Annotated in this window: 16 protein-coding genes and 1 riboswitch; of the genes, 7 read left to right on the top strand and 9 right to left on the bottom strand. The window is 72.3% G+C overall.

What is annotated here, in order from left to right; genetic code table 11:
* Window positions 1–25: 25 nt before the first annotated feature.
* Complete coding sequence (gene hemE, locus JKJ07_RS05415; protein WP_307834126.1) at window positions 26–1,063, bottom strand: uroporphyrinogen decarboxylase; 1,038 nt, start codon at window positions 1,061–1,063, stop codon at window positions 26–28.
* 73 nt (window positions 1,064–1,136) lie between these two features.
* Between hemE and JKJ07_RS05410 the strand changes: the two genes are divergently transcribed.
* Entirely contained in the window at window positions 1,137–1,706 is a 570-nt protein-coding gene (locus JKJ07_RS05410; RefSeq protein ID WP_202990134.1) for a DUF3000 domain-containing protein, read from the top strand.
* 194 nt (window positions 1,707–1,900) lie between these two features.
* Here JKJ07_RS05410 and JKJ07_RS05405 read toward each other — a convergent pair whose 3' ends face one another.
* The gene (locus JKJ07_RS05405; RefSeq protein ID WP_202990133.1) at window positions 1,901–3,133 is read right to left on the bottom strand and encodes a trypsin-like peptidase domain-containing protein; all 1,233 of its coding nucleotides are present in this window, start codon (window positions 3,131–3,133) and stop codon (window positions 1,901–1,903) included.
* A 171-nt stretch (window positions 3,134–3,304) separates the two neighbouring features.
* Between JKJ07_RS05405 and JKJ07_RS05400 the strand changes: the two genes are divergently transcribed.
* The 5 genes from JKJ07_RS05400 (at window position 3,305) to JKJ07_RS49620 (ending at window position 10,807) form a co-directional block, all read left to right on the top strand.
* Window positions 3,305–4,612 carry a ribonuclease D gene (locus JKJ07_RS05400; RefSeq protein WP_202990132.1) on the top strand — a complete coding sequence of 436 codons (1,308 nt, stop codon included), beginning with the start codon at window positions 3,305–3,307 and terminating at the stop codon, window positions 4,610–4,612.
* Window positions 4,613–5,301: 689 nt separating this feature from the next.
* Entirely contained in the window at window positions 5,302–6,498 is a 1,197-nt protein-coding gene (locus JKJ07_RS05395) for a thiolase family protein (RefSeq protein ID WP_202990131.1), read from the top strand.
* Window positions 6,495–8,549 carry a 3-hydroxyacyl-CoA dehydrogenase NAD-binding domain-containing protein gene (locus JKJ07_RS05390; RefSeq protein WP_202990130.1) on the top strand — a complete coding sequence of 685 codons (2,055 nt, stop codon included), beginning with the start codon at window positions 6,495–6,497 and terminating at the stop codon, window positions 8,547–8,549. Before JKJ07_RS05395 ends, JKJ07_RS05390 begins: the two co-directional genes overlap by 4 nt.
* 140 nt (window positions 8,550–8,689) lie before the next feature.
* Window positions 8,690–9,682 carry a hypothetical protein gene (locus JKJ07_RS05385; protein WP_202990129.1) on the top strand — a complete coding sequence of 331 codons (993 nt, stop codon included), beginning with the start codon at window positions 8,690–8,692 and terminating at the stop codon, window positions 9,680–9,682.
* A 150-nt stretch (window positions 9,683–9,832) separates the two neighbouring features.
* Entirely contained in the window at window positions 9,833–10,807 is a 975-nt protein-coding gene (locus JKJ07_RS49620; protein WP_307834125.1) for a DUF2637 domain-containing protein, read from the top strand.
* A gap of 6 nt (window positions 10,808–10,813) precedes the next feature.
* Here JKJ07_RS49620 and JKJ07_RS05375 read toward each other — a convergent pair whose 3' ends face one another.
* The 6 genes from JKJ07_RS05375 to dxs all read right to left on the bottom strand — a co-directional run bounded on the left by JKJ07_RS05375 (window position 10,814) and on the right by dxs (window position 18,754).
* Window positions 10,814–12,034 (bottom strand): sensor histidine kinase, encoded by a 1,221-nt coding sequence (locus JKJ07_RS05375; protein ID WP_202990128.1) that lies wholly within the window; start codon window positions 12,032–12,034, stop codon window positions 10,814–10,816.
* Window positions 12,031–12,705 carry a response regulator transcription factor gene (locus JKJ07_RS05370; protein WP_133874990.1) on the bottom strand — a complete coding sequence of 225 codons (675 nt, stop codon included), beginning with the start codon at window positions 12,703–12,705 and terminating at the stop codon, window positions 12,031–12,033. The genes JKJ07_RS05375 and JKJ07_RS05370 overlap by 4 nt, the downstream gene beginning before the upstream one ends.
* Before the next feature lie 68 nt (window positions 12,706–12,773).
* Window positions 12,774–14,051, bottom strand: coding sequence for an outer membrane protein assembly factor BamB family protein (locus JKJ07_RS05365; protein ID WP_202990127.1), 1,278 nt, complete (start codon window positions 14,049–14,051; stop codon window positions 12,774–12,776).
* Window positions 14,052–14,098: 47 nt separating this feature from the next.
* Window positions 14,099–15,460 (bottom strand): outer membrane protein assembly factor BamB family protein, encoded by a 1,362-nt coding sequence (locus tag JKJ07_RS05360; protein ID WP_202990126.1) that lies wholly within the window; start codon window positions 15,458–15,460, stop codon window positions 14,099–14,101.
* A gap of 3 nt (window positions 15,461–15,463) precedes the next feature.
* Window positions 15,464–16,774 carry an outer membrane protein assembly factor BamB family protein gene (locus tag JKJ07_RS05355; protein ID WP_202990125.1) on the bottom strand — a complete coding sequence of 437 codons (1,311 nt, stop codon included), beginning with the start codon at window positions 16,772–16,774 and terminating at the stop codon, window positions 15,464–15,466.
* Between the two features lie 57 nt (window positions 16,775–16,831).
* On the bottom strand, window positions 16,832–18,754 hold the full coding sequence (gene dxs / locus JKJ07_RS05350; protein ID WP_202990124.1) for a 1-deoxy-D-xylulose-5-phosphate synthase: 1,923 nt from the start codon (window positions 18,752–18,754) through the stop codon (window positions 16,832–16,834).
* A 161-nt stretch (window positions 18,755–18,915) separates the two neighbouring features.
* Window positions 18,916–18,999, top strand: a riboswitch (ZMP/ZTP riboswitch).
* 16 nt (window positions 19,000–19,015) lie between these two features.
* Between dxs and JKJ07_RS05345 the strand changes: the two genes are divergently transcribed.
* The gene (locus tag JKJ07_RS05345; RefSeq protein WP_202990123.1) at window positions 19,016–19,888 is read left to right on the top strand and encodes a bifunctional 5,10-methylenetetrahydrofolate dehydrogenase/5,10-methenyltetrahydrofolate cyclohydrolase; all 873 of its coding nucleotides are present in this window, start codon (window positions 19,016–19,018) and stop codon (window positions 19,886–19,888) included.
* 18 nt (window positions 19,889–19,906) lie between these two features.
* Here JKJ07_RS05345 and JKJ07_RS05340 read toward each other — a convergent pair whose 3' ends face one another.
* Window positions 19,907–20,587 (bottom strand): carbonic anhydrase, encoded by a 681-nt coding sequence (locus JKJ07_RS05340; RefSeq protein ID WP_307834124.1) that lies wholly within the window; start codon window positions 20,585–20,587, stop codon window positions 19,907–19,909.
* Window positions 20,588–20,602: the final 15 nt, after the last annotated feature.

Raw genomic sequence — 20,602 nt, 5'->3', positions numbered from 1 at the left:
ATTGGATCCGCCAGTACTTTTGGCCCTAGCGCGCGCTCGCCTCATGCACATGAGCGACCAGCCGGGTGAGCATGTCGGGGTCGGTCTCGGGCATCACGCCGTGCCCGAGGTTGAAGACGTGCCCCGGCGCGGCCCGGCCCTGCTCGAGCACGCGGTCGGCCTCGCGCCGCACCACGTCCCAGCCCGCGAAGAGCAGCGCAGGATCAAGATTTCCCTGTACGGCGTGATCGGGCCCGACGATGCGGGTCGCCTGGTCGAGCGGGGTGCGCCAGTCGACTCCCACGACGTCGGCCCCGGCCTCGCCCATGGCCCGCAGCAGCACGGCCGTGCCCACGCCGAAGTGGATGCGCGGCACGCCGGCGCCGGCCAGGCCGCCCAGCACGCGGGCCGAATGCGGCAGCACGTGCTCGCGATAGTCGGCCTCGCTGAGCGCCCCGGCCCACGAGTCGAACAGCTGGACCGCGCTGACCCCGGCGTCGATCTGCGTACGCAGGAAGGTCAGCGTGATGTCGGCCAGGCGGGACAGCAGCGCGTCCCAGAGCTTCGGGGCGCCGTACATCATCGCCTTGGTCTTGAGGTAGGTGCGCGACGGGCCGCCCTCGATGAGATAGCTGGCCAGCGTGAACGGCGCCCCGGCGAACCCGATCAGCGGTGTCGCGCCGAGCTCCTGCACGAGCAGCTTGACCGACTGCGCCACGAAATCGACGTCACCCGAGGTGATCGCGCGCAGCCGGGCCAGGTCGGACTCGGCGCGGATCGGCTCGGCCACCACCGGCCCGGTGCCGGCGACGATGTCGAGATCGATGCCGGCCGCCGCGATCGGCACCACGATGTCGCTGAACAGGATGGCCGCGTCGACCTGATGCCGCCGTACGGGCTGGAGGGTGATCTCGGTGACCAGCTCGGGCCGCCGGCAGGACTCCAGCATCCCGACGCCCGCCCGGATCTTGCGATATTCGGGCAGCGACCGGCCCGCCTGCCGCATGAACCAGACCGGGGTGTGCGGCACGGCCTCGCCGCGGCACGCCCGCACAAAAGGCGAATCGTTCAAGACTGAAGTCACCGCGCCATCGTCCCACGACACGCTCGGCGCGCCGATCGGCGACTGACACCGCGGGGCGGCATAGTCTTCCCCCATGGCGTCCCCCTCCGCTGTCCCTCCGGCGTTCGCCCGCGCGGTCGACGCTCTGCGGGCACCGGCGCCTCGGCCCGAGATCCTGCTCGAGGAGATCGCCGCGCCGCAGCGGCTCGCGCCGTTCGCCTTCGCGATCAGCGCGACCGTCCTGCGCTCCGGCGACGAGGTGGCCGGCGGCCGGCTGATCCTGCTGCACGACCCGGCCGGGCACGAGGCCTGGCACGGCGACATCCGCCTGGTCACGCTGGTCACGGCCGAGCTCGAGGACGACCTGGCGGGCGATCCGATGCTCTCCGCCGTCGCCTGGACGTGGCTGACCGACGCCCTCGACCAGCACGCGGCGGCGTACACGGCGATCGGCGGCACGATCACCCAGACGACGTCCACCCGCTTCGGCGAGCTGGCCGGCCCGGCCCCGACGGCCGACCTCGAGGTCCGCGCCTCCTGGACCCCCACCGGCACCGACTTCGGCGCCCACCTGCAGGGCTGGTGCTCCATGCTCGCCTCAACCGCAGGCCTCCCCCCACCCGGCGTAACCGCCCTCGGCGACCGCGCCCAACGCGTGGGTTAACCGCAACCACCACGGTTTGACCCCCACCACCGTTGGTTAACCGCACCCACCCCGAATTTCGCCCGTCGATGACTTGGGCGCCGAAAACGGCTAGCGAAGCGAGGCTGTTTTCGGTGTCCAAGTCATCGGCCCCCAGGGGCGAAATTCTCGCCGAGCGGGCAGCGAAGGCCAGCAAGCTCAGCCAGGTCTTTCTCTTAACAAACAGCTAGCGTCTGGCAGGCGGTTTTGATCGGGATGGCCAGGCCGATGCCCTCGGCGTCCTTGGCCTTGGCCGTGGCCACGCCGACCACCTGCTTGCTCGAGTTGACCACCGGGCCGCCCGAGTTGCCGGGGTTGATCGGGGCGTCGAACTGGATCGTCGGGCCGTCGGCGTCGTTCGGCCGGTAGGCGCTGATCACGCCGGTGGTGACCGAGTCGTCGAGCCCGAGCGGCGCGCCCACGACCACGACCTGCTGACCCGGCTTGACCTGCGCCGGCGCCGCGCCGAGCGGGGCGATCGTCTGGGCCGCGCGCAGCAGCGCCAGGTCCTTGCCCTTGTCGACCTTGACGATCGTCGCGTTGATGCGGGTGCTGCCGCGCTCGAGCGACACCCGGCGGCCGCCGTCGGTCCAGGTCTCGGCGACCACGTGATAATTCGTGATCAGGTTGGCCTGGTTGGCGCCGGCCTTCTTGCCGACCGAGAACGCCGTGCCGGTGAAGCTGCCCGCGCGCACCCGGAACACGCTCGGCAGCACGCCCGACGAGACCCCCTCGGGGTCGAACACGCCGGCCAGCTCCTTCTCGAGCCGGTCGGTGCGGTCCTGCTCGGCCGAGAGCACGGTGGCCAGATCCTGGTTGTGCCGGCTCATTCCTTCGATCCGGTACGCCTGCCAGCCCGCCACCAGGAGCAGCAGGACCACGGCGCCGATCACGAGCGGCTTGATCCGGTTGCCGGTCGAGGCCGAGCGCTGCGAGATCGACTCAGGTTCCCCCGTACGGCCGGGGGCCGCGGGCCAGGCCTGCTGCTCCCCCGCGTAGCGCTGCTGCTCCCCGGTGAAGCGCTGCTGCTCTCCCGTGTGCTGCTGCTGCTCTCCGGTGAAGCGCTGCTGCTCTCCCGTGTGGCGTTGCTGCGGGATCGGCGCCGGGGTGTCCCAGCGCTGCTCCTCGACGCGGGCCCGCTGCTGGCGCGGCGCCGGCTCGGTCCACTGGCCGGGCTGACCCTGACCCGGCTGGCCCCACGGGTCGGCCGGAGCGCCCCACGGATCGGCCGGGCGCGTCTGCGGCGCCGCCGCCCACTGCTCCTCGGGCTCCGCCCACTGATCCTCCGGCGCGCCGGCCCACTGCCCCTCGGGCGCCGTCCACTGCTCCTGCGGGTCGTCGGCGCGGCGCCGTCCGTCGTATCGGCGCTGCTCACCAGAGCCCGCGGGGGTGAACGGTTCGTAGGTCATGGTCATCCGGCGCGGCCTCCCGGGTATCGGCGCTGCGGGAAGTAGTACGGAGGAAACCGCCCTTCGGATCAGCCGGATCCGGTCTTTCGAACGGCCCGATGTCGATCGAGAAACGGCGCGCCGGGACCCGGCTGCAAGCAGGCGGGGTGGGGTCCCCGTACGGTTACGGATGTGACCGACGAAGCACCCCTGCGCCGTCGGGACACGCCGGAGCCCGAAAGGGACGGACGACCGCACGCCGACTCGCCCGACCCGACGTCTGGCGGTCCCGAGCCCGTGCCCTTGACCGCGCCCCGTGAGGGCACCCCCCGACCGGTCGAGTCCGACGACGAGCTCGCCGAGGTCGTGGCCCGCATGGCCGCGGGTTCCGGCCCGGTCGCCGTCGACGCCGAGCGCGCCTCCGGGTATCGCTACACCCAGCGGGCGTATCTCGTGCAGCTGCGCCGGGCCGGGGCCGGAACGGTGCTGATCGACCCGCTGCCGCTCGACGACCTGCGCACGCTCGACGCCGCGCTGGCCGAGAGCGAGTGGGTGCTGCACGCGGCCAGCCAGGACCTCGCGTGTCTCGCCGAGATCGGGATGAAGCCGCGCCGCCTGTTCGACACCGAGCTCGCGGCCCGGCTGGCCGGATTCGAGCGGGTCGGCCTGGCCGCCCTCACCGAGCAACTGCTGGGCTTCTCGCTCGAGAAGCACCATTCGGCCGCCGACTGGTCGACCCGGCCGCTGCCCGAGTCGTGGCTGACCTACGCCGCGCTCGACGTCGAGCTGCTGACCGACCTGCGCGACCACCTGGCCGCCGAGCTCGACCGGCAGGGCAAGACGGCGTGGGCCGCCGAGGAGTTCGCGGCCCTGGTCGCGAGCGCCGACCGGCCGCCGCGGGTGCGTCCCGACCCGTGGCGCCGCACGTCGGGAATACACCGCGTACGCGGGGCTCGCGCGCAGTCGCGGGTTCGCGCGCTCTGGTACGCCCGCGACGGCGTGGCCGCCCGCCGGGATTCCGCGCCCGGCCGGGTGCTGCCCGACTCCGCGATCGTCGCCGCCGCCGAGGCCGACCCGAAGGACGAGCGCACCCTGCTCGCCATCGCCGGTTTCGGCGGCCGCTCGGTGCGCCGCCTGGCCCGGGTCTGGCTCGACGCGCTCGACGAGGCCCGCGCCCTGCCCGACGACGCGCTGCCGGTCAACCAGCCGGTCGAGGGTCCGCCCCCGCCGCACCGCTGGGCCGAGCGCGACCCCGTGGCGGCCGCCCGCCTGGCCCGCTGCCGGGCGATCGTGGTGGCCACCGCCGAGTCGCACAACCTGCCGCCGGAAAACCTGATCAGCCCCGACTTCGTCCGCCGCCTGGCCTGGTCCCCGCCCGACGAGGTGACGCCCCAAACGGTCGGCGACACGCTGCGCGGCTTCGGCGCCCGCAACTGGCAGGTAACCCTGCTGGCCGACCAACTGGCCGAGGCCCTGCCCGCCCCGGCCCCCACCACCTGACCCACCCACCACCACAAAGCGGGCCGCGCGCCACCAGCGCCGGCCCGCTTTCCCACGCCAAGCGCCCCGCCTGACTCCCCTGACGGGCACGACAGGTGCGCGGAGCCGCGATCACATGCCGCCGGCGCTCCAGTGGATTTTGGCCGGGGCGCCGTCCGACCCGCAGCGGGCGCACTGCAAGTAGTGAGCCCCTTCGGGATTGGTCCGTTGTACCCACTTGTGCCACCTCAGGCGGCACCTGATCGGCTTCTTCATGGCGTGAACGTACGCCCGCATCGAGATCACTTGATTCACCCGTTCCACCGACCCCAACGCCGGATGATCGGCCCCTGAGCAGCAACGACGAGCGCGGCGCGCACCGGCTGGACGAGCGCACCCAGCATCAACGCGCCGCCGAACGCGCAACAAGTCGGATCCGGTTGTTGGGCGCAACCACTCGCGCACGTCGCCGTGGTGGGTTTCGCGTTCTGGACGCGTCAGCGGCCAGCGAAACCCGCCGCGGTCCCCGCGGGAGCGACGGTCCGCACCCACCACCCCGCCGGGACATAAAGCTCTTGATCTTGGTTGAAGAGGGGCCGCAGAGCCACCAGGGCAGGCGATCGTGGACATCTTTGTGAAGTTTGTCGAAGCCGCTGGCACCCCCTAGTTACTGACGAGTAGCATTCCCCCCACCGCCATTGGAGGTCCTTGTGCCCCGTGAAGTACGCGAGGTCGTCTTCGTCGACGGCGTCCGCACCCCGTTCGGCAAGGCGGGCGGCATGTACGCCGAGACCCGCGCCGACGACCTGGTCATCCGCTGCATCCGTGAGCTGATGCGCCGCAATCCCCAGCTCCCGCCGGAGAGGGTCGACGAGGTCGCCATCGCGGCCACCACCCAGATCGGCGATCAGGGCCTGACCATCGGCCGCACCGCCGCCCTGTTGTCGGGGCTGCCCAAGACCGTCCCGGGTTACGCGATCGACCGCATGTGCGCGGGCGCGATGACCGCGGTGACCAACGTGGCCGGCGGCATCGCGATGGGCGCCTACGACGTGGCGATCGCCGGCGGCGTCGAGCACATGGGCCGCCACCCGATGGGCGAGGGCGTCGACCCCAACCCGCGGATCATCGCTGAGAAGCTGGTCGACCCGTCGGCGCTGGTGATGGGTTCGACGGCGGAGAATCTGCACGACCGCCTGCCGGGCATCACCAAGGAGCGCACCGACCGTTACGGGCTCAATTCGCAGCTCAAGACGGCCAAGGCGTACGCCGACGGCAAGCTGCAGCCCGACATGGTGCCGGTGGCGCTGCGCAGCGCCGAGCAGGGCTGGGGCCTGGCCACGGCCGACGAGGCGCCGCGCGAGACGTCGATGGAGAAGCTGGCCACGCTCAAGACCCCGTTCCGCCCGCACGGCCGGGTGACCGCGGGCAACGCGGCCGGTCTCAACGACGGGGCCACGGCGGCGCTGCTCGCGAGCGAGGAGACGGCGCGCGAGCTGGGGCTGCCGGTCGCGATGCGGATGGTCTCGTACGGCTTTGTGGGCGTCGAGCCCGAGATCATGGGCTACGGCCCGATCCCGTCGACCGAGAAGGCGCTCAAGAAGGCCGGCCTCACGATCGACGACATCGGCCTGTTCGAGCTGAACGAGGCGTTCGCCGTGCAGGTGCTGGCGTTCCTCGACCACTACGGCATCGCCGACGACGACCCGCGGGTCAACCCGTGGGGCGGCGCGATCGCCATCGGCCACCCGCTCGCCTCCTCCGGCGTGCGCCTGATGACGCAGCTCGCGCGGCATTTCGCCGAGCACCCCGAGGTCCGTTACGGCCTCACCGCCATGTGCATCGGCATCGGCATGGGCGGCACCGTGATCTGGGAGAACCCGAACTGGGACGGAGCGGCGAAGTGATCGAGCACCCGAACGAGGTCGTCACCAAGGCGCTCGTCCGTTTTGTCCAAGTGGGCGCCCACAAGGCGGCAGTCATCACGCTGGACAACGGCTTCGACCACAAGAAGCCGAACAGCTTCGGGCCCGCGGGGTTGAGAAGCCTTGACGAGGCGATCACGGCGGCGACCGAGGCCGGGCCGGCGTTCATCGCGATCACCGGCAAGCCGTACATCTTCTGCGTCGGCGCGGACATCACCGGCATTCCGTTCCTGACCTCCCGCGAGCAGGCCGTCGAGCTGGGCGAGCTGGGCCACCGGGTCTTCGCGCGGCTCAAGAACTCCGACATTCCGACCTTCGCGTTCATCAACGGCGCCGCCCTCGGTGGCGGCCTCGAGGTGGCGCTGCACTGTCACTACCGCACGGTCTCGGGCGGCGCCGCGGCCCTCGGCCTGCCCGAGGTCGCGATCGGCCTGGTGCCCGGCTGGGGCGGCAGCCAGCTGCTGCCCAACCTGATCGGCGTGCCCGGTGCGGCCCAGGTCATCCTGCAGAACCCGCTCACCCAGAAGGTGCTGCGGCCCCAGCAGGCCCGCGAGCTCGGCCTGGCCGACGAGCTGTTCGAGCCGGCCGACTTCCTGGAGCGCTCGCTCGAGTGGGCGGCCGGCGTGGTCGCGGGCGACGTGACCGTCGAGCGGCCCGAGGTCGACAAGGACATGTGGGAGGGCGTGCTCTTCTTCGCCAAGCAGCAGCTCGACGAGAAGCTGCACGGCGCGGTCCCGTCGGCCAACAAGGCCCTCGAGCTGCTGGCCCTGGCCAAGGACGCGACGTTCGAGGACGGCACGGCGGCCGAGACGCAGGTCCTGGCCGACCTGATCATGGGTGACGAGTCAAGGGCCAGCCTGTACGCGTTCGACCTGGTGCAGCGGCGGGCCAAGCGCCCGGTCGGCGTGCCCGACAAGTCGCTCGCCCGCAAGGTCACCAAGGTCGGCGTCGTCGGCGCCGGCCTGATGGCGTCCCAGCTGGCCCTGCTGTTCGCGCGCCGCCTGCAGGTGCCGGTCGTGCTGACCGACATCGACCAGGCCCGCGTCGACAAGGGCGTGGGCTACGTGCACGACCAGATCGACAAGCTGGTCGGCAAGCGCCGCCTCGACGAGGGCACCGCGGCCAAGCTGCGCGGCCTGGTCAGCGGCGCGGTCGACAAGTCGGTGTTCGCCGACGCCGACTTCGTGATCGAGGCCGTCTTCGAGAACCTCGAGCTCAAGAAGCAGATCTGGGCCGAGATCGAGAAGATCGTCTCGCCCGAGGCCGTGCTGGCCACGAACACCAGCTCGCTGTCGGTGTCGGCGATGGCGGCCGACCTCGAGCATCCCGAGCGGGTCGTCGGCTTCCACTTCTTCAACCCGGTCGCCGTGCTGCCGCTCCTCGAGATCATCAAGGGTGAGCGGACCGACGACGCCACGCTGGCCACGGCGTTCGCGGTCGGCAAGGAGCTGAAGAAGTCGTCGGTGCTGGTCAAGGACGCCCCGGCGTTCGTGGTCAACCGGCTGCTGACCCGGGTCACCAGCGAGATCTTCCAGGCCATCGACGCCGGCACCCCGCTCGACGTGGTGAACGAGGCGATGGACCCGCTGGGCCTGCCGATGCGCCCGATCGCGCTGCTGCAGCTCGTCGGGCCGGCCGTGGCCTTCCACGTGGGCGAGACGCTGCACGGGGCGTTCCCCGACCGGTTCGCCGAGTCCGAGAACCTCAAGAAGATCGTCGACGCCGGCCTGCCGGTCATGGTCGACGACGAGATCAACCCCGAGGTGGCCAAGCTGGTGGCCGGCGGGTCGGCCCCGCTGAGCGCGGACGAGGTGCGCCAGAAGGCCCTGGACGCGCTGGCCGAGGAGATCCGGATCATGCTCGACGAGGGCGTGGTGGCGGAGGCGCAGGACATCGACCTGTGCATGATCCTCGGCGCCGGCTACCCGTTCCACCTGGGTGGTGTGACGCCGTATCTGGACCGCAGCGGCACCTCGGAGCGGGTGACCGGCAAGCGGTTCCTGCCCCAGGGTGTGGCGAGCCTGCCGGCCTGACAAAGAACGACGCCCCGCACCGGGAAAGGTGCGGGGCGTCTCTTTTGCCCACATGGATCGTCCCGCCACCCAGAACGGTTGACGTGCGGATTCGCCCGGTGACGCTAGGCTCGCGCGGTACCCGAATGATGGAGCGCTTGATGTCGCAGCCCCCGTACCCCGGCCAGCCGTACCCCAACGACCCCTCGTCAGGGCAGCCGAACCAGGGTCAGCCGCCGTATCCGGGACAGCCGCAGTACGGCCAGCCGAACTACCCGCCGACGACGCCCTACCCGTCGTCGGGTCAGCCCGACTACGGCCAGCCTTCGTACGGGCAGCAGCCGCAGTACGGCCAGCAGCAGCAACCCCAGTACGGGCAACAGCCGCAGTACGGGCAGCAGCCGGAGTACGGCCAGCAGCCCCCGCAGTACGGCCAGCAGCCGCCGTACGGTCAGCCCGCCGGTGGCTTCCCGCCGCCGCAGCCGCCGCAGAAGAAGTCCCGCACGCTGCCGATCATCCTGGTCTCGGTCGCGATCGTGCTGGTGCTCTGCGTCGGTGGCATCACCGCGATCGTCATGGCCACCCGCGACAAGGCCGAGGACCTCGACAACGCGATCGGCAACCTCAGCACGACCGCGCCGACGACGGCCCCGACCACCGAGCCGACCGAGGAGCCGACGCCCGAGCCGCCGTCGGCCACCGTCTCGATCTCGGAGCCGGCCACGCTGGGCGGCCGCAAGAAGCTGACCTCGGCCCAGTTCAAGGCGATCGCCGACCAGCTCAAGAACGGCCTGGCCTCGGTGCCGGGCGCGACGAACTCGGTGGGCGCGCTCTACGGCGACGTCGCCGACCAGAACATCGTCATCGTGGCCGCGGCCGAGGCGCCCATCGCGAACCCGAAGGTCGAGCTCGAGCAGACCTTCTACGGCGCCGGCATCGGCGGCCTGAAGATCGAGAACATCACGAATGCGCCGACCGGGGCGCTGGGTGGCGCGGCCAAGTGCGGCAGCTCCGAGACCTCGGGCATCGACATGGCCATCTGCACCTGGGCCGACGAGGGCAGCGTGGGCATGGTCATCTGGTACTACGAGTCGGTGAGCGGGGCCAAGGCCGAGTTCCCCAAGCTCCGGGCCCAGATCGAAAAGAAGAACTAGACGCGTCAAGGCGACACGCCGCACGCCACGATCACATAGTCGCAACGCCTCCGGAACGGACCGATCACGGTTCCCGTCCGGAGGCGTTCGCGTAACCACCAGCGTTCAGGATGGTTGGCCGAACCTGTCCGAAGGCTGAGGAGACTTCCGGTGGTCCTGGAGCAACTGCGTCGCGTCCGATGGGCCGTGCGAGCCACGCTGCTGCTCGGCGTGGCCGCCTCCGTGGTCGCCAACGTCCTGCACGCCCTGGACAATCCGATCAGCCAGGCCATCGCCGCCTGGCCGCCGCTGGCCCTGCTGCTCACGGTCGAGCTGATCTCCCGCGTGCCGGTGCACCGGCGCTATCTGGCCGTGCTGCGGCTGGTGGCCACGGCGATCATCGCGGGCATCGCGGCCTGGGTCTCGTACTGGCACATGGTGGGCGTCGCGGCCCGGTACGGCGAGACGGGGGCCTCGCCCTATCTGCTGCCGCTCTCGGTCGACGGGCTGATCGTGGTGGCCAGCATCTGCCTGGTCGAGCTGGGCGGGCGCATCTCGACGCTGGAGAAGGCCGCAGCCGAACCGGCGGCGGCGCCACAGCCGCTCCCGCAGCCGGCGCCACAGCCGCAACCGCAGCCGCAGCCGCAGCCGCAGCCGTTGAGCCAGCCACTGCCCGACCCGGTTTCCCTCGAGTTCCCAGGCGACCCCGTTCCGGGCCTCATCCCCAGTCCGCTCGCGGCGGCGCAGGCTCGGGTCAACGGCCCGGGACGTTCGTCGGGCCCGCTCGGACCGGCCACCGCTGCCGCTCTGGCCGAGGTCGCGGCCGCCTTGCCACAGCCCGCACCCCGTACCCCGAGCCGGGTCACCGCTCCGGCCCGGCCGAGCGGTCCGCCGCGTGAAAATCGGCCGAGCGCACCTGCGGCAGCCAACGGCCGAGCCGTCCCCGCGCAACGCTCAACCCCCAGCGGCCGCGCGGTCACCGCCCCCGCCGACCCGACGGCCAAGGCCCGCCGCACCCCGGCCGAGACGATCGCCCTGGCCGCCCAGATCAAGGCCGCCCGCCCCGACCTCAACGAGGCCGAGATCGCCGCCGAGCTGGGCATCAGCGAGTCCCGCTGGCGCACGATCCGCCGCGAGGCCGCGTAGCGCGGCTCAGGCGAGCTTGGCCCGGGGCACCGAGGCCGACGCGGCGACCACCGGGGTCGCGTCGGCCGTGGGCAGCGACACCGTCACTTCCAGCCCACCCCCCGCCTGGGCCACCGCCGAGACCGTCCCGCCGTGCGCGTCACACACCGCCCGCACGATCGACAATCCCAGACCAGACCCCCGAGACCCCGTACGCTCCCAGCCCCCTCGCCGGAACGGCTCGAACAGCCCCGGCACGTCCCCCGGCTCCACCTCGTAACCGGTGTTGCCGACCACCAGCCGGGCCTGGCCGTTGACTGTCTCGGTGCGCAGCCAGAGCCGGCCCAGCAGGTGGTTGTAGCGGATGGCATTCTCGATCAGGTTGCCCGCGAGCCGGTCGAGCAGCGACGGGTCGCCCACCACCGGGGCCGGCTGCAAGTCGGTCGTCACGTCGAGCTTGAGCCGTTCGGCCTCGGCCTTCACCGCCGACAACGCGTTCGTCACGCTCATCGCCATGTCGGCCGGCACCTTGCGCACCAGCCGCCGCCCCGACTGGGCCTCGGAGCGGGCCAGCACGAGCAGCGCGTCGACCAGCCCGTTGGCCCGCTCGGAGGCGTTGCGCACGACCTTGGCCATCCGCCGGTATTCGGCCACGTCGGCCTCGTCGTCGGTCAGCGTCACGTCGATCTCGGTGCGCATCACCGCCAGCGGCGTGCGCAGCTCGTGGGAGGCGTTCGCGACGAACCGCTTCTGCGACTCGAACGCGCCGGCCAGCCGGTCGAGCATCGCGTCGAACGTGCGGGCCAGCTCGGCCACCTCGTCGTCCGCCCCGGAGTAGCGGATGCGCTGGTCGAGCGTCTCCTCGCCGAGGCGGCGGGCGGTCTGGGTGACCGTGTGCAGGGGGCGCAGGGCCCGGCCGGCCACCGCGTACGCCCCGGCGATGCCGATGATGCCGATCGCGAACAGGGCCACCAGGCCCTTGACCAGCATCTCGCGCGCGGCCTGGTCGACCAGCGCCTCCTGCCACTGGGCGGCGTCGACCGTACGCCCGTCGGCCAGCGTCACCGTCGAGCCCGCCTGCAGCCCCACGGCGGGGTGCATCACGTCGCCGACCAGCAGCCACGCCAGCAGCACGAGGATCGCCCCCGCGCCGACCAGCAGGATGCCGTTGAGCAGGGTCAGCCGCAGCCGCAGGGTGGGCCGCGGGAGGCCGGGCGGGCGCTTGTTGCGGCCGAGGTAGACCGTCATGACAGGACGACCGGTTCGGGCACCCGATAGCCCGCGCCGACGACGGTCTCGATCAGCGGCGGATCGCCGACCTTCTTGCGCAGCGTCATGACCGTCACCCGGACGGTCGTGGTGAACGGGTCGGTGTTGGCATCCCACACCCGTTCCAGCAGCTCCTCGCTCGACACCACGCCGCCGCGCGCCTTGAGCAGCTCCTCGAGCACGCCGAACTCCTTGTTGGTGAGCTCGATCGGGGTGCCGCCGCGGGTGACGACCCGGCGGGTCTGGTCGAGCACCAGGTTGCCCACCGTGAGCACGGGCGGGGCGGCCGGGGTGGCCCGCCGGCCCAGCGCCTGCACCCGGGCCACCAGCTCCTCGAAGGCGAACGGCTTGGCCAGGTAGTCGTCGGCGCCAAGCTGCAGGCCCTCGACCCGGTCGGCGACCGTGCCGCTGGCGGTGAGCATCAGCACCCGGGTCAGCGCGCCCGACTCGACCAGGGCCGCGCAGATCTCGTCGCCGTGCATGCCGGGCAGGTCACGATCGAGCACGACGACGTCGTAGCGGGTCACGTAGGCCATCTCGTGGCCCTGCAGGCCGTCGTAGGCGACGTCGACCGCCATCCCCTTGCGCCGGAGGCCCCGGGCGATCGCATCGCAGAGATTCCGCTCGTCTTCCACAACCAGCACGCGCACCGCAGACCTCCGTCGAACCGCCGGGCCCAGCCTCGCCGACCGGGTGTGAAGAGGCTGTAAGCAGAAGGCTACCGAAGTGGCCAGAGGGCGACCGAGGCGTCGACCAGCCGGCAGATGAGCTGGCCGGCCACGGCCTGGCAACTGTTGGAGACGTCGGCCGCCGTGCCCAGCAGGCGCACCGAGAGCGTCCGCGGGTCGAGGATGCCGTAGTGCACCAGGTACGCCCCCGGCACGTCGAGCTTGCCGTAGAAGCGCCCGTCCCCGGTCGCGGCCAGGAACTCCCACCGGCCGAAGTCGCCCCGGGGCCGCCCGGTGGCCGGGTCGATCACCCACAGCCCGGGGTCGTCGACGCCGCGCTCGGCCCGGGTGGCCAGCAGATAGGGCCCGACCGGCTCGGCGTACGCCCAGTCGGGGTTCTCCCACAGCTCACGCCCGTCGGCCGGGTCGATCGCCGTGAGGCCCCGCTGCTGCCGGAACGTGCAGATCAGCTTTCCGCAGGCGGCCTGCATCCAGATGCCCGACAGGTCGGCGCCGGTGTGCCAGAGCGGGATCAGGCCGGGCAGCCGATAGGCGGCGAACCCGGGACTGCCGTCGTCGGCCATGACCAGGTCGTCGACCGGCCAGACGTTGGCGCGGCCCGGCCCCGGCGCGACGGTGCGGCTCGCCAGCAGCGCCCCGGTGTGCGGGTCGCGGCTCTCCAGCCGGCCCGAGTCGGTCAGCACCAGCCAGCGCGGATAGTTCTCGCTGTCCCAGCCGGTCTCGGCGATGTAGCCGGCCGGTGGCCGCGGCAGCTTCCACCGGGTGGCGCCGCTGCGCAGGTCGATGGCGTAGACCGCCTCGTCGGTGCCCAGCAGCGCCTGGCCGTCGGCCTCGGAGACGGCGATCAGCCGGGCCGTACGCCGCCAGCGGGTCATCTCGGTGCCCTCGGCCACCGCCACCGTGGCCCAGGTGCCGCTCGCGTCCACCTGGTACGACACCACCATCGTGTCGCCGGCCGCCACGACCTGGTTGATGCCGCCGGAGACGGTGACCGTGGTGGTGCTGAGCAGCCGGGTGCCGGGCAGGTCGTAGGCGCGCACGACCCGGTGGCTGACCTGCGAGACGAGCGCCGCCGAGCCGCTGACCAGCAGCATCCGCCGGCCGTCGAGAAACATCGTGTCGCCGAGCCGGGCCGGCACGATGACCGGCCGGACCAGGGTGGGCAGCGGGGCCGCGGCGGCGGTGGTCGCGACGAGGACGATCGACAGCAACACCAGCAGGGCCCGGCGCGGCACCAGCCGGTCGGTCATGACGACGACGGGCGTCTCGCGGGTCACCTCGCCGAGCTCGATCACTCCGTTGGCCACGGCGCACCCCCGCTCATTGTGCGCCGCCGATGACCCTCGGTGATAGATCAGGCCCGATAGGCCCAGATTCGTAACCCGCCGTCGGTGCGGCAGACCACGTGCCGCGCGTCGGAGCTGCAGTCGCTGACCGGGCCGCCGGTCACGCCGAGCGGCTGGATCTCGTCGCGCCGGGCCACCACCACGCCGAACGCGCTGGCCCCGGCGTCGAGGCTGCGGCGCAGCACGATCGGCTGCCCGGACTCGCCCACCACCTCGGCCCGCCAGCCGGTCAGGTCGACGCGGGTGGCGCCGGTGGCCGGGTCGACCAGCCGCACCGGCATGCCCGACTCGATGCCGACCTCGACCACGTACCCGCCGTACTTGGCCAGGTCGACGTCGTCCGGCGCCCGCCAGCGGGCCTCGCCCGTCTGCGGGTCGAGCACGTCGAGGGTCTGCCGGCCGCCCGAGCAGTGCATGCCGGTGCAGTTGGCCGGGTCGCGCATCATCGACGGCACCCGCCGCTGCCAGCGCTGCTCGAGGGTGTCGGGGGCGTACGCGACCTCCCGCGAGACGACACCCCGGCGGCCGTAGTAGACCATCATCAGCCCGTCGACCAGCTCGCCGCTGGCCGGGGCGATCCCGCCCACCCGGGGCAGCTCCCGGCTCCGCACGACCGCGCCGGTGGTGCCGTCGATGCGGCGCAACCGGTCGGAGGAGAGCAGCAGCGCGGCCGCCTCGTCGCCGGGCGGCACCGCCACGTTGACCGAGCCGGCCACGGTCAGCGTCCACAGCTCCCGCCCGTCGGCCAGGTCGACCCCGCTGACGTGGGTGCGCAGCGGCGGCTCGGTGTGCGGCTCGCCGGTGGCCGAGAAATACAGCATGCCGGGCTCGCCCGAGGCCTGGTCGTAGACGGTGTCGGGCCGGAAGTCGTGCCGCTGGGTGATGCCGACCCGGCTGCCCGGCAGCGGCGTCACGGCGACCGGCGAGGTCCACCGGGTCGCCCCGGTCTCCGCGTCCACGATCGTCGTCTCCGGGCCGTCGCCGAACAGCACCACGTCACCGGCCTGCTCGGCGTCGACCGTGCCCCAGCTGATCTCGTCGGGGCCGGAGACCCGGGCCGGGAAGCTCACCTGCCACAGCTCACGGGGCTTGCTCTCCAGGCTCCAGGCCGTGGTGACGCGCTCCGTGCCCGACGCGGCGACCGTGTAGACGCGGCCCCCGGCGAGCTGGAACGGCGCCTCCGGGCCACCCGGCGAGGGCACGGCACCGAGATAGCGCCAGAGCACCGGCAGGGCGGGCGCGGCGCCACCGGTGGCGAGGGCCAGCACGACCACCAGCAGCAGGCCGGGCAGGCGATAGCGGTGGGCGGGCGGTGGCGGGGTGAGCGTCGGCTCGGGCTGGGCGGTGAGGTCCAGCTCGATCAGTGCCAACGGTTACCCCTTCAGGCCGTACGCCCAGACCACGAGCTGGCCGTACATCGTGCGGCAGACCAGGCGCTCGTCGGCCGCCTGGCAGTCGCCCGTGCCGGCCGGCAGCGCGCCGAGCAGTCGAGGAGTGTGCCGGCCCGGCTGGGCAACGGCGACCATCGTACGGCCTCCGGGTTCGGTCGCCCTGGTGACGAGCAGGTGGTGTTCGGTGGCCGTTCCGCTGACCGGGCGCCATCCGGTGAGGTCGACCTCGAGGGTCCCGGTGTCCGGGTCGATCAGGCCGAGCGGCCGGGTGGTCTCCGCCGACCCGTACGCGACCAGCTGGGTGCCGAACTGCTGGAGCCCGCGCCACTCGGGCCGCTCCCAGACGGTGTCGCCGGTCGCGGGGTCGATCGCCCGCATCCCGCTGGGCCCGGTCAGGCAGGCCAGCACCCCACAGGTCTCGATCTCGTACGACCCGTCGGCCGACTTGGTCCACAGGTTGCGCAACGTGATCGGGTCGTACGCCGAGAACTCCATGCTCGGCATCCCGGGGTGCCGCAGCAGGATCGTCCCGTTGACCACCACCGGGTTGTCCTGGTCGTAGTCGGCGGCCGGCACGTTCGCCGCCATCAGCCGCTCGCCGGTCACGAGGTCGTGCACGGCCATGGTGCGGTCGTCGTGCACGAGCAGCATGCGGGTGCCGGAGTCGCCCGCCCCGGGCAGCGCGACCAGGGTGGCGCTCGACGGCACGTTGACCGTCCAGAGGGTGCGTCCCGTCTCCGGGTCGATGGCGTCGACCGGGCCGTTGATCCGCCGGTTGGCGCTGCTGCCGAAGCCGCGCACGGGGACCACCGAGAGCAGGGTCGACGATCCGGCCAGGGTCATGACCTGGCCGGTCCGGCTCCACCGGGCATCGCCGTCGGCGACCGAGACGGCAGTGGTGCCGGGGTCACGCGTGCCCATGTTCCACGGGCGCATCAGGATCAGGCCCGAGCCCAGGCGCAGCCGATAGACGGGGATCTCCTGCCCGGCCGCCCACTGCGTCTCGCCGTCGCTCAGGTCGTACGCCCCGAGGGTGCCGTACGACTGGGCCAGCAGGCGGCCGTCCTCGGTCAGCGCGTACGGGTCGGCCGGGCCCATCCTGAGGCTGAACACCTCGGTGAACGGCGGCTTCGCGGGCGCGGCCGACGCCCCGGCGGTGAGCAGGACGAGCACGGCGAGAACGGCGGCCGGGAACCAGCCCGGGAACGTCGAGCGCTGCGGCGAGTCGTACGAATCGGGTTCACCCCGTTCCAGGCCCAGATCGATGATCACCGTGTTGCCCTGAACCGTCATGCTCCAAAAATAACGAGCAGATAACGGAAATGCCCAACCGCCGTCCGTTTCGCGACCCTATCGGCGAATTTCCGCGTCGGCGGGCTGCGCGTCGAGCTTGGCCACCCACTCGGTGACGTCGCGGGCCACGTCCTGCGCCGTGAGGCCGAGCTCGGCCAGCAGCTCGGCGCGGGTGCCGTGCGGGTGGAACCCGGCCGGCACGCCGAAGTCGCGCAGCGGCACCTCGACCGACGCGTCGCGCAGGGCGCTGGCCACCGCGTCGCCCACGCCACCGGCGCGCATGCCGTCCTCCAGGGTGACCACCAGGCGGTGCTGGGCGGCCAGGCCGGTCAGCTCGATCGGCACCGGGCGCACCCAGCGCGGGTCGGCCACGGTGACCCCGAAGCCCTGCTCGGCCAGCCGCTCGGCGACGTCGAGGCCGAGCCCGGCGAACGAGCCGATCGCGACCACCAGCACGTCCTTGCGCTCGTCCTCGCGCAGCACGTCGACCTGGCCGACCCGGCGCAGGGCGGGCAGCGCGGCCGGCACGGCGCCGGTCGGGAAGCGCACCAGCGTCGGGCCGTCGTCGACGGCCAGGGCCTCGCGCAGCTCCTCGCGCAGGGTCGCCTCGTCGCGCGGGGCGGCGATCCGCAGGCCGGGCACGACGCCGAAGACGCTCATGTCCCAGATGCCGTAGTGGCTCGGGCCGTCGGGACCGGTGACACCGGCCCGGTCGAGCACGAACGTGACCGGCAGCTCGTGCATCGCCACGTCGAGCAGCACCTGGTCGAACGCGCGGTTGAGGAACGTGGCGTAGACGGCCACGACCGGGTGCAGGCCGCCCATCGCGAGGCCGGCCGCGCTCGTCACCGCGTGCTGCTCGGCGATGCCCACGTCGTACGAGCGCTCGGGGTATTTCTTGGCCAGCGCGGCGATGCCGGTCGGCTCGGCCATGGCGGCGGTGATGCCCACCACGTCGGGGCGCTCGTCGGCGATCTTGACCAGCTCGTCGGCGAAGACGCTGGTCCACTTGAGCTTGGCCGCGGCGAGCGACTTGCCGGTCTCGACGTCGAAGCTGCTCGGGCTGTGCAGGCAGTCGGCCTCGTCCTGCTCGGCCGGGCGATAGCCGTAGCCCTTGCGGGTGACCGCGTGCACGATGACCGGCGCGTTGAAGCCCTTGGCCCGGCGCAGCGCCGACTCCATGGCCTGCACGTCGTGGCCGTCGACCGGGCCCAGGTATTTGATGCCGAGATCCTCGAACATGGGCTGCGGGCTGACCGCGTCCTTGATGCCGCGCTTGACCGCGTGCAGCACCTCGTAGACCGGCTTGCCGACCACCGGGGTCGAGCCCAGCGCGTCCTTGACCAGGTCGAGCACCTTCTCGTAGCCGGGGTTGAGCCGCAGCGTGGAGAGGTGGTCGGCCAGGCCGCCGATCGTCGGCGCGTACGACCGGCCGTTGTCGTTGACGACGATGACCAGGCGGTTCTTCGCCGCGGCGATGTTGTTGAGCGCCTCCCAGCACATGCCGCCGGTGAGCGCGCCGTCGCCGACCACGGCCACGACGTGCCGGTCCTCGCCGCGCAGGGCGAACGCCTTGGACATGCCGTCCGCGTACGACAGGGCGGTCGAGGCGTGCGAGTTCTCGATGAAGTCGTGCTCGCTCTCGGCCCGGCTCGGATAGCCGGTCAGGCCGCCACGCTGGCGGAGCAGGTCGAAGCCGTCCTGCCGGCCGGTGACGATCTTGTGCACGTACGCCTGGTGGCCGGTGTCGAAGAGGATCCGGTCGCGGGGCGAGTCGAAGACGCGGTGCAGGGCCAGGGTGGTCTCGACCACCCCGAGGTTGGGGCCGAGGTGGCCGCCGGTGCGCGACACCTTGGCCACCAGGAAGTCACGAATCTCCGCCGCCAGCAGAGTCAGCTGCTCGGTGCTGAGGCGCTTGAGATCACCGGGGTCGGTGACGGTCGCCAGGATGCCGTCAGGGGCGGGGAGGGATTCGCTCATGGGCGCAAAGTCTATCGGCGTGTCGCGACCGCGCATCCCAGCCGTTGGGCCCTCCTCGGGTCCTACACACAACCGACGCATCACCGTGACCTGCGCTCACACGTGATCTACCGCACAGTAACAACCCGCCCGGGGCGGTCCGGAACGCGTCGGGCATCCTTGGTGGTCACGGCGACTGGCGGCACCGGGGATGGATCCACCATCGGGGAGCCTGGCGCGGGGAGTCGACCGCCTGGGCCCCCGTACGACAAGGTGGTCGTCATGTCTTCCGAAGCTCGCCTCCTGCCCGGCAAGCCCGTGGCCGAGGCCGTCCTGGCCGACGTCTCCGAGCGCGCCGCCAAGCTCAAGGCCCAGGGTGTGACGCCCAGCCTGGCCACCGTGCTCGTCGGCGACGACGACGCCAGCGCCGGCTACATCCGCATCAAACAGCGCCAGGCGGCCGAGCTCGGCTTCGACTCGCCGCACCGGCACCTCTCCGGCGACATCACCCAGGAGCAGCTGCTCGAGGTGGTGGCCGAGCTGAACGCGGACACGAGCGTGCACGGCGTGCTCATCCAATACCCGATCCCGGCCCATCTCGACTACGACGCGGCGCTGATGACCCTCGACCCCGACAAGGACGTCGACGGCATGCACCCGCTCAACATGGGCCGCCTCGCCGTCGGCCTGCCCGGCCCGCTGCCCTGCACCCCGGCCGGCATCGAGGCGCTGCTGGCCCACTACGAGATCCCGGTCGCCGGGCGCGAGGTCGTCATCCTGGGCCGGGGCGCCACGCTGGGCCGCCCGCTGGCCATGCTGCTGGCCCAGAAGCGGCCGACCGCCAACGCCGCCGTCACCGTGGTGCACACCGGCGTGCCGGACTGGGAGCGCTACACCAAGCGGGCCGAGATCCTGATCGCCGCGGCCGGCGTGCCCGGCATCATCCAGCCCGAGCACGTCCGTCCGGGCGCGACGGTGATCGGCGCGGGCGTCCGCTACGAGGGCAAGCGCCTGCTGCCCGACGTGGCCGAGGAGTGCGCCGCGGTCGCCGGGGCGATCACCCCGCGCGTGGGCGGCGTCGGCCCGACGACGGTGGCGATGCTGTTCCGCAACGCGATCACCGCCGCCGAGCGCGCCGTCGCCACCGCGGGGTGACCCGGCCGGCACCCGGGTCTACAGCAGGGTGACCTTGCCGGTGTCCAGGTCGTAGCGCGCGCCGGCCACGCGCAGGTGGCCGGCCTCGACCTTCTCGCGGACGATCGGGCTGGTCGCGGTGAGCGCCGCGACCTGGGCCCGCACGTTCGCGACGACGCCGTTCTCGACCGGGTCGCCGGGCAGGCTCAGCACCGGCTCGACGATCGGGGTCAGCGCGTCGACGATGGCGGCGATGTGGCCCGGCGCCTCGCCGCCGCTGCGCAGGATGTCGACCGTGGCCGAGATCGCGCCGCAGCGCTCGTGCCCGAGCACCAGCAGCAGCGGCGGGTCGAAGTGCTCGACGGCGTATTCGATGCTGCCCAGCAGCAGGTCGTCGACGATGTTGCCGGCCACCCGGTTGTCGAAGATGTCACCGAGCCCCTGGTCGAAGAGCAGTTCCGACGGCACGCGGGAGTCCGCGCAGCCCAGCGTGATGACGAACGGGTCCTGGGCCGCGGCCAGCCGGTGGATCGCGGCGACGTTCTGATGCGGGTGACGCAGGTGGCCGGTGACGAAGCGGCGGTTGCCGCGCAGCAGCTCGGCCAGCGCCTCGTCGCCGGTCGCGGGCGGCGGCGGGGCGGCCTGGGCCGCGGTGGGGACGATGGTCGCGGCGAGCGCGGTGGCGCCGGCGGCGAGCAGGGAACGACGTCCGAGGGACACGACTTCTCTCCGATC

It is taken from the genome of Paractinoplanes lichenicola, from assembly GCF_016785085.1.
In the GTDB taxonomy this organism is placed as follows: domain Bacteria; phylum Actinomycetota; class Actinomycetes; order Mycobacteriales; family Micromonosporaceae; genus Actinoplanes; species Actinoplanes lichenicola.
The sequence above is the reverse complement of the archived record's forward strand: the minus strand, read 5'-3'. Positions and strand labels throughout refer to the sequence as shown.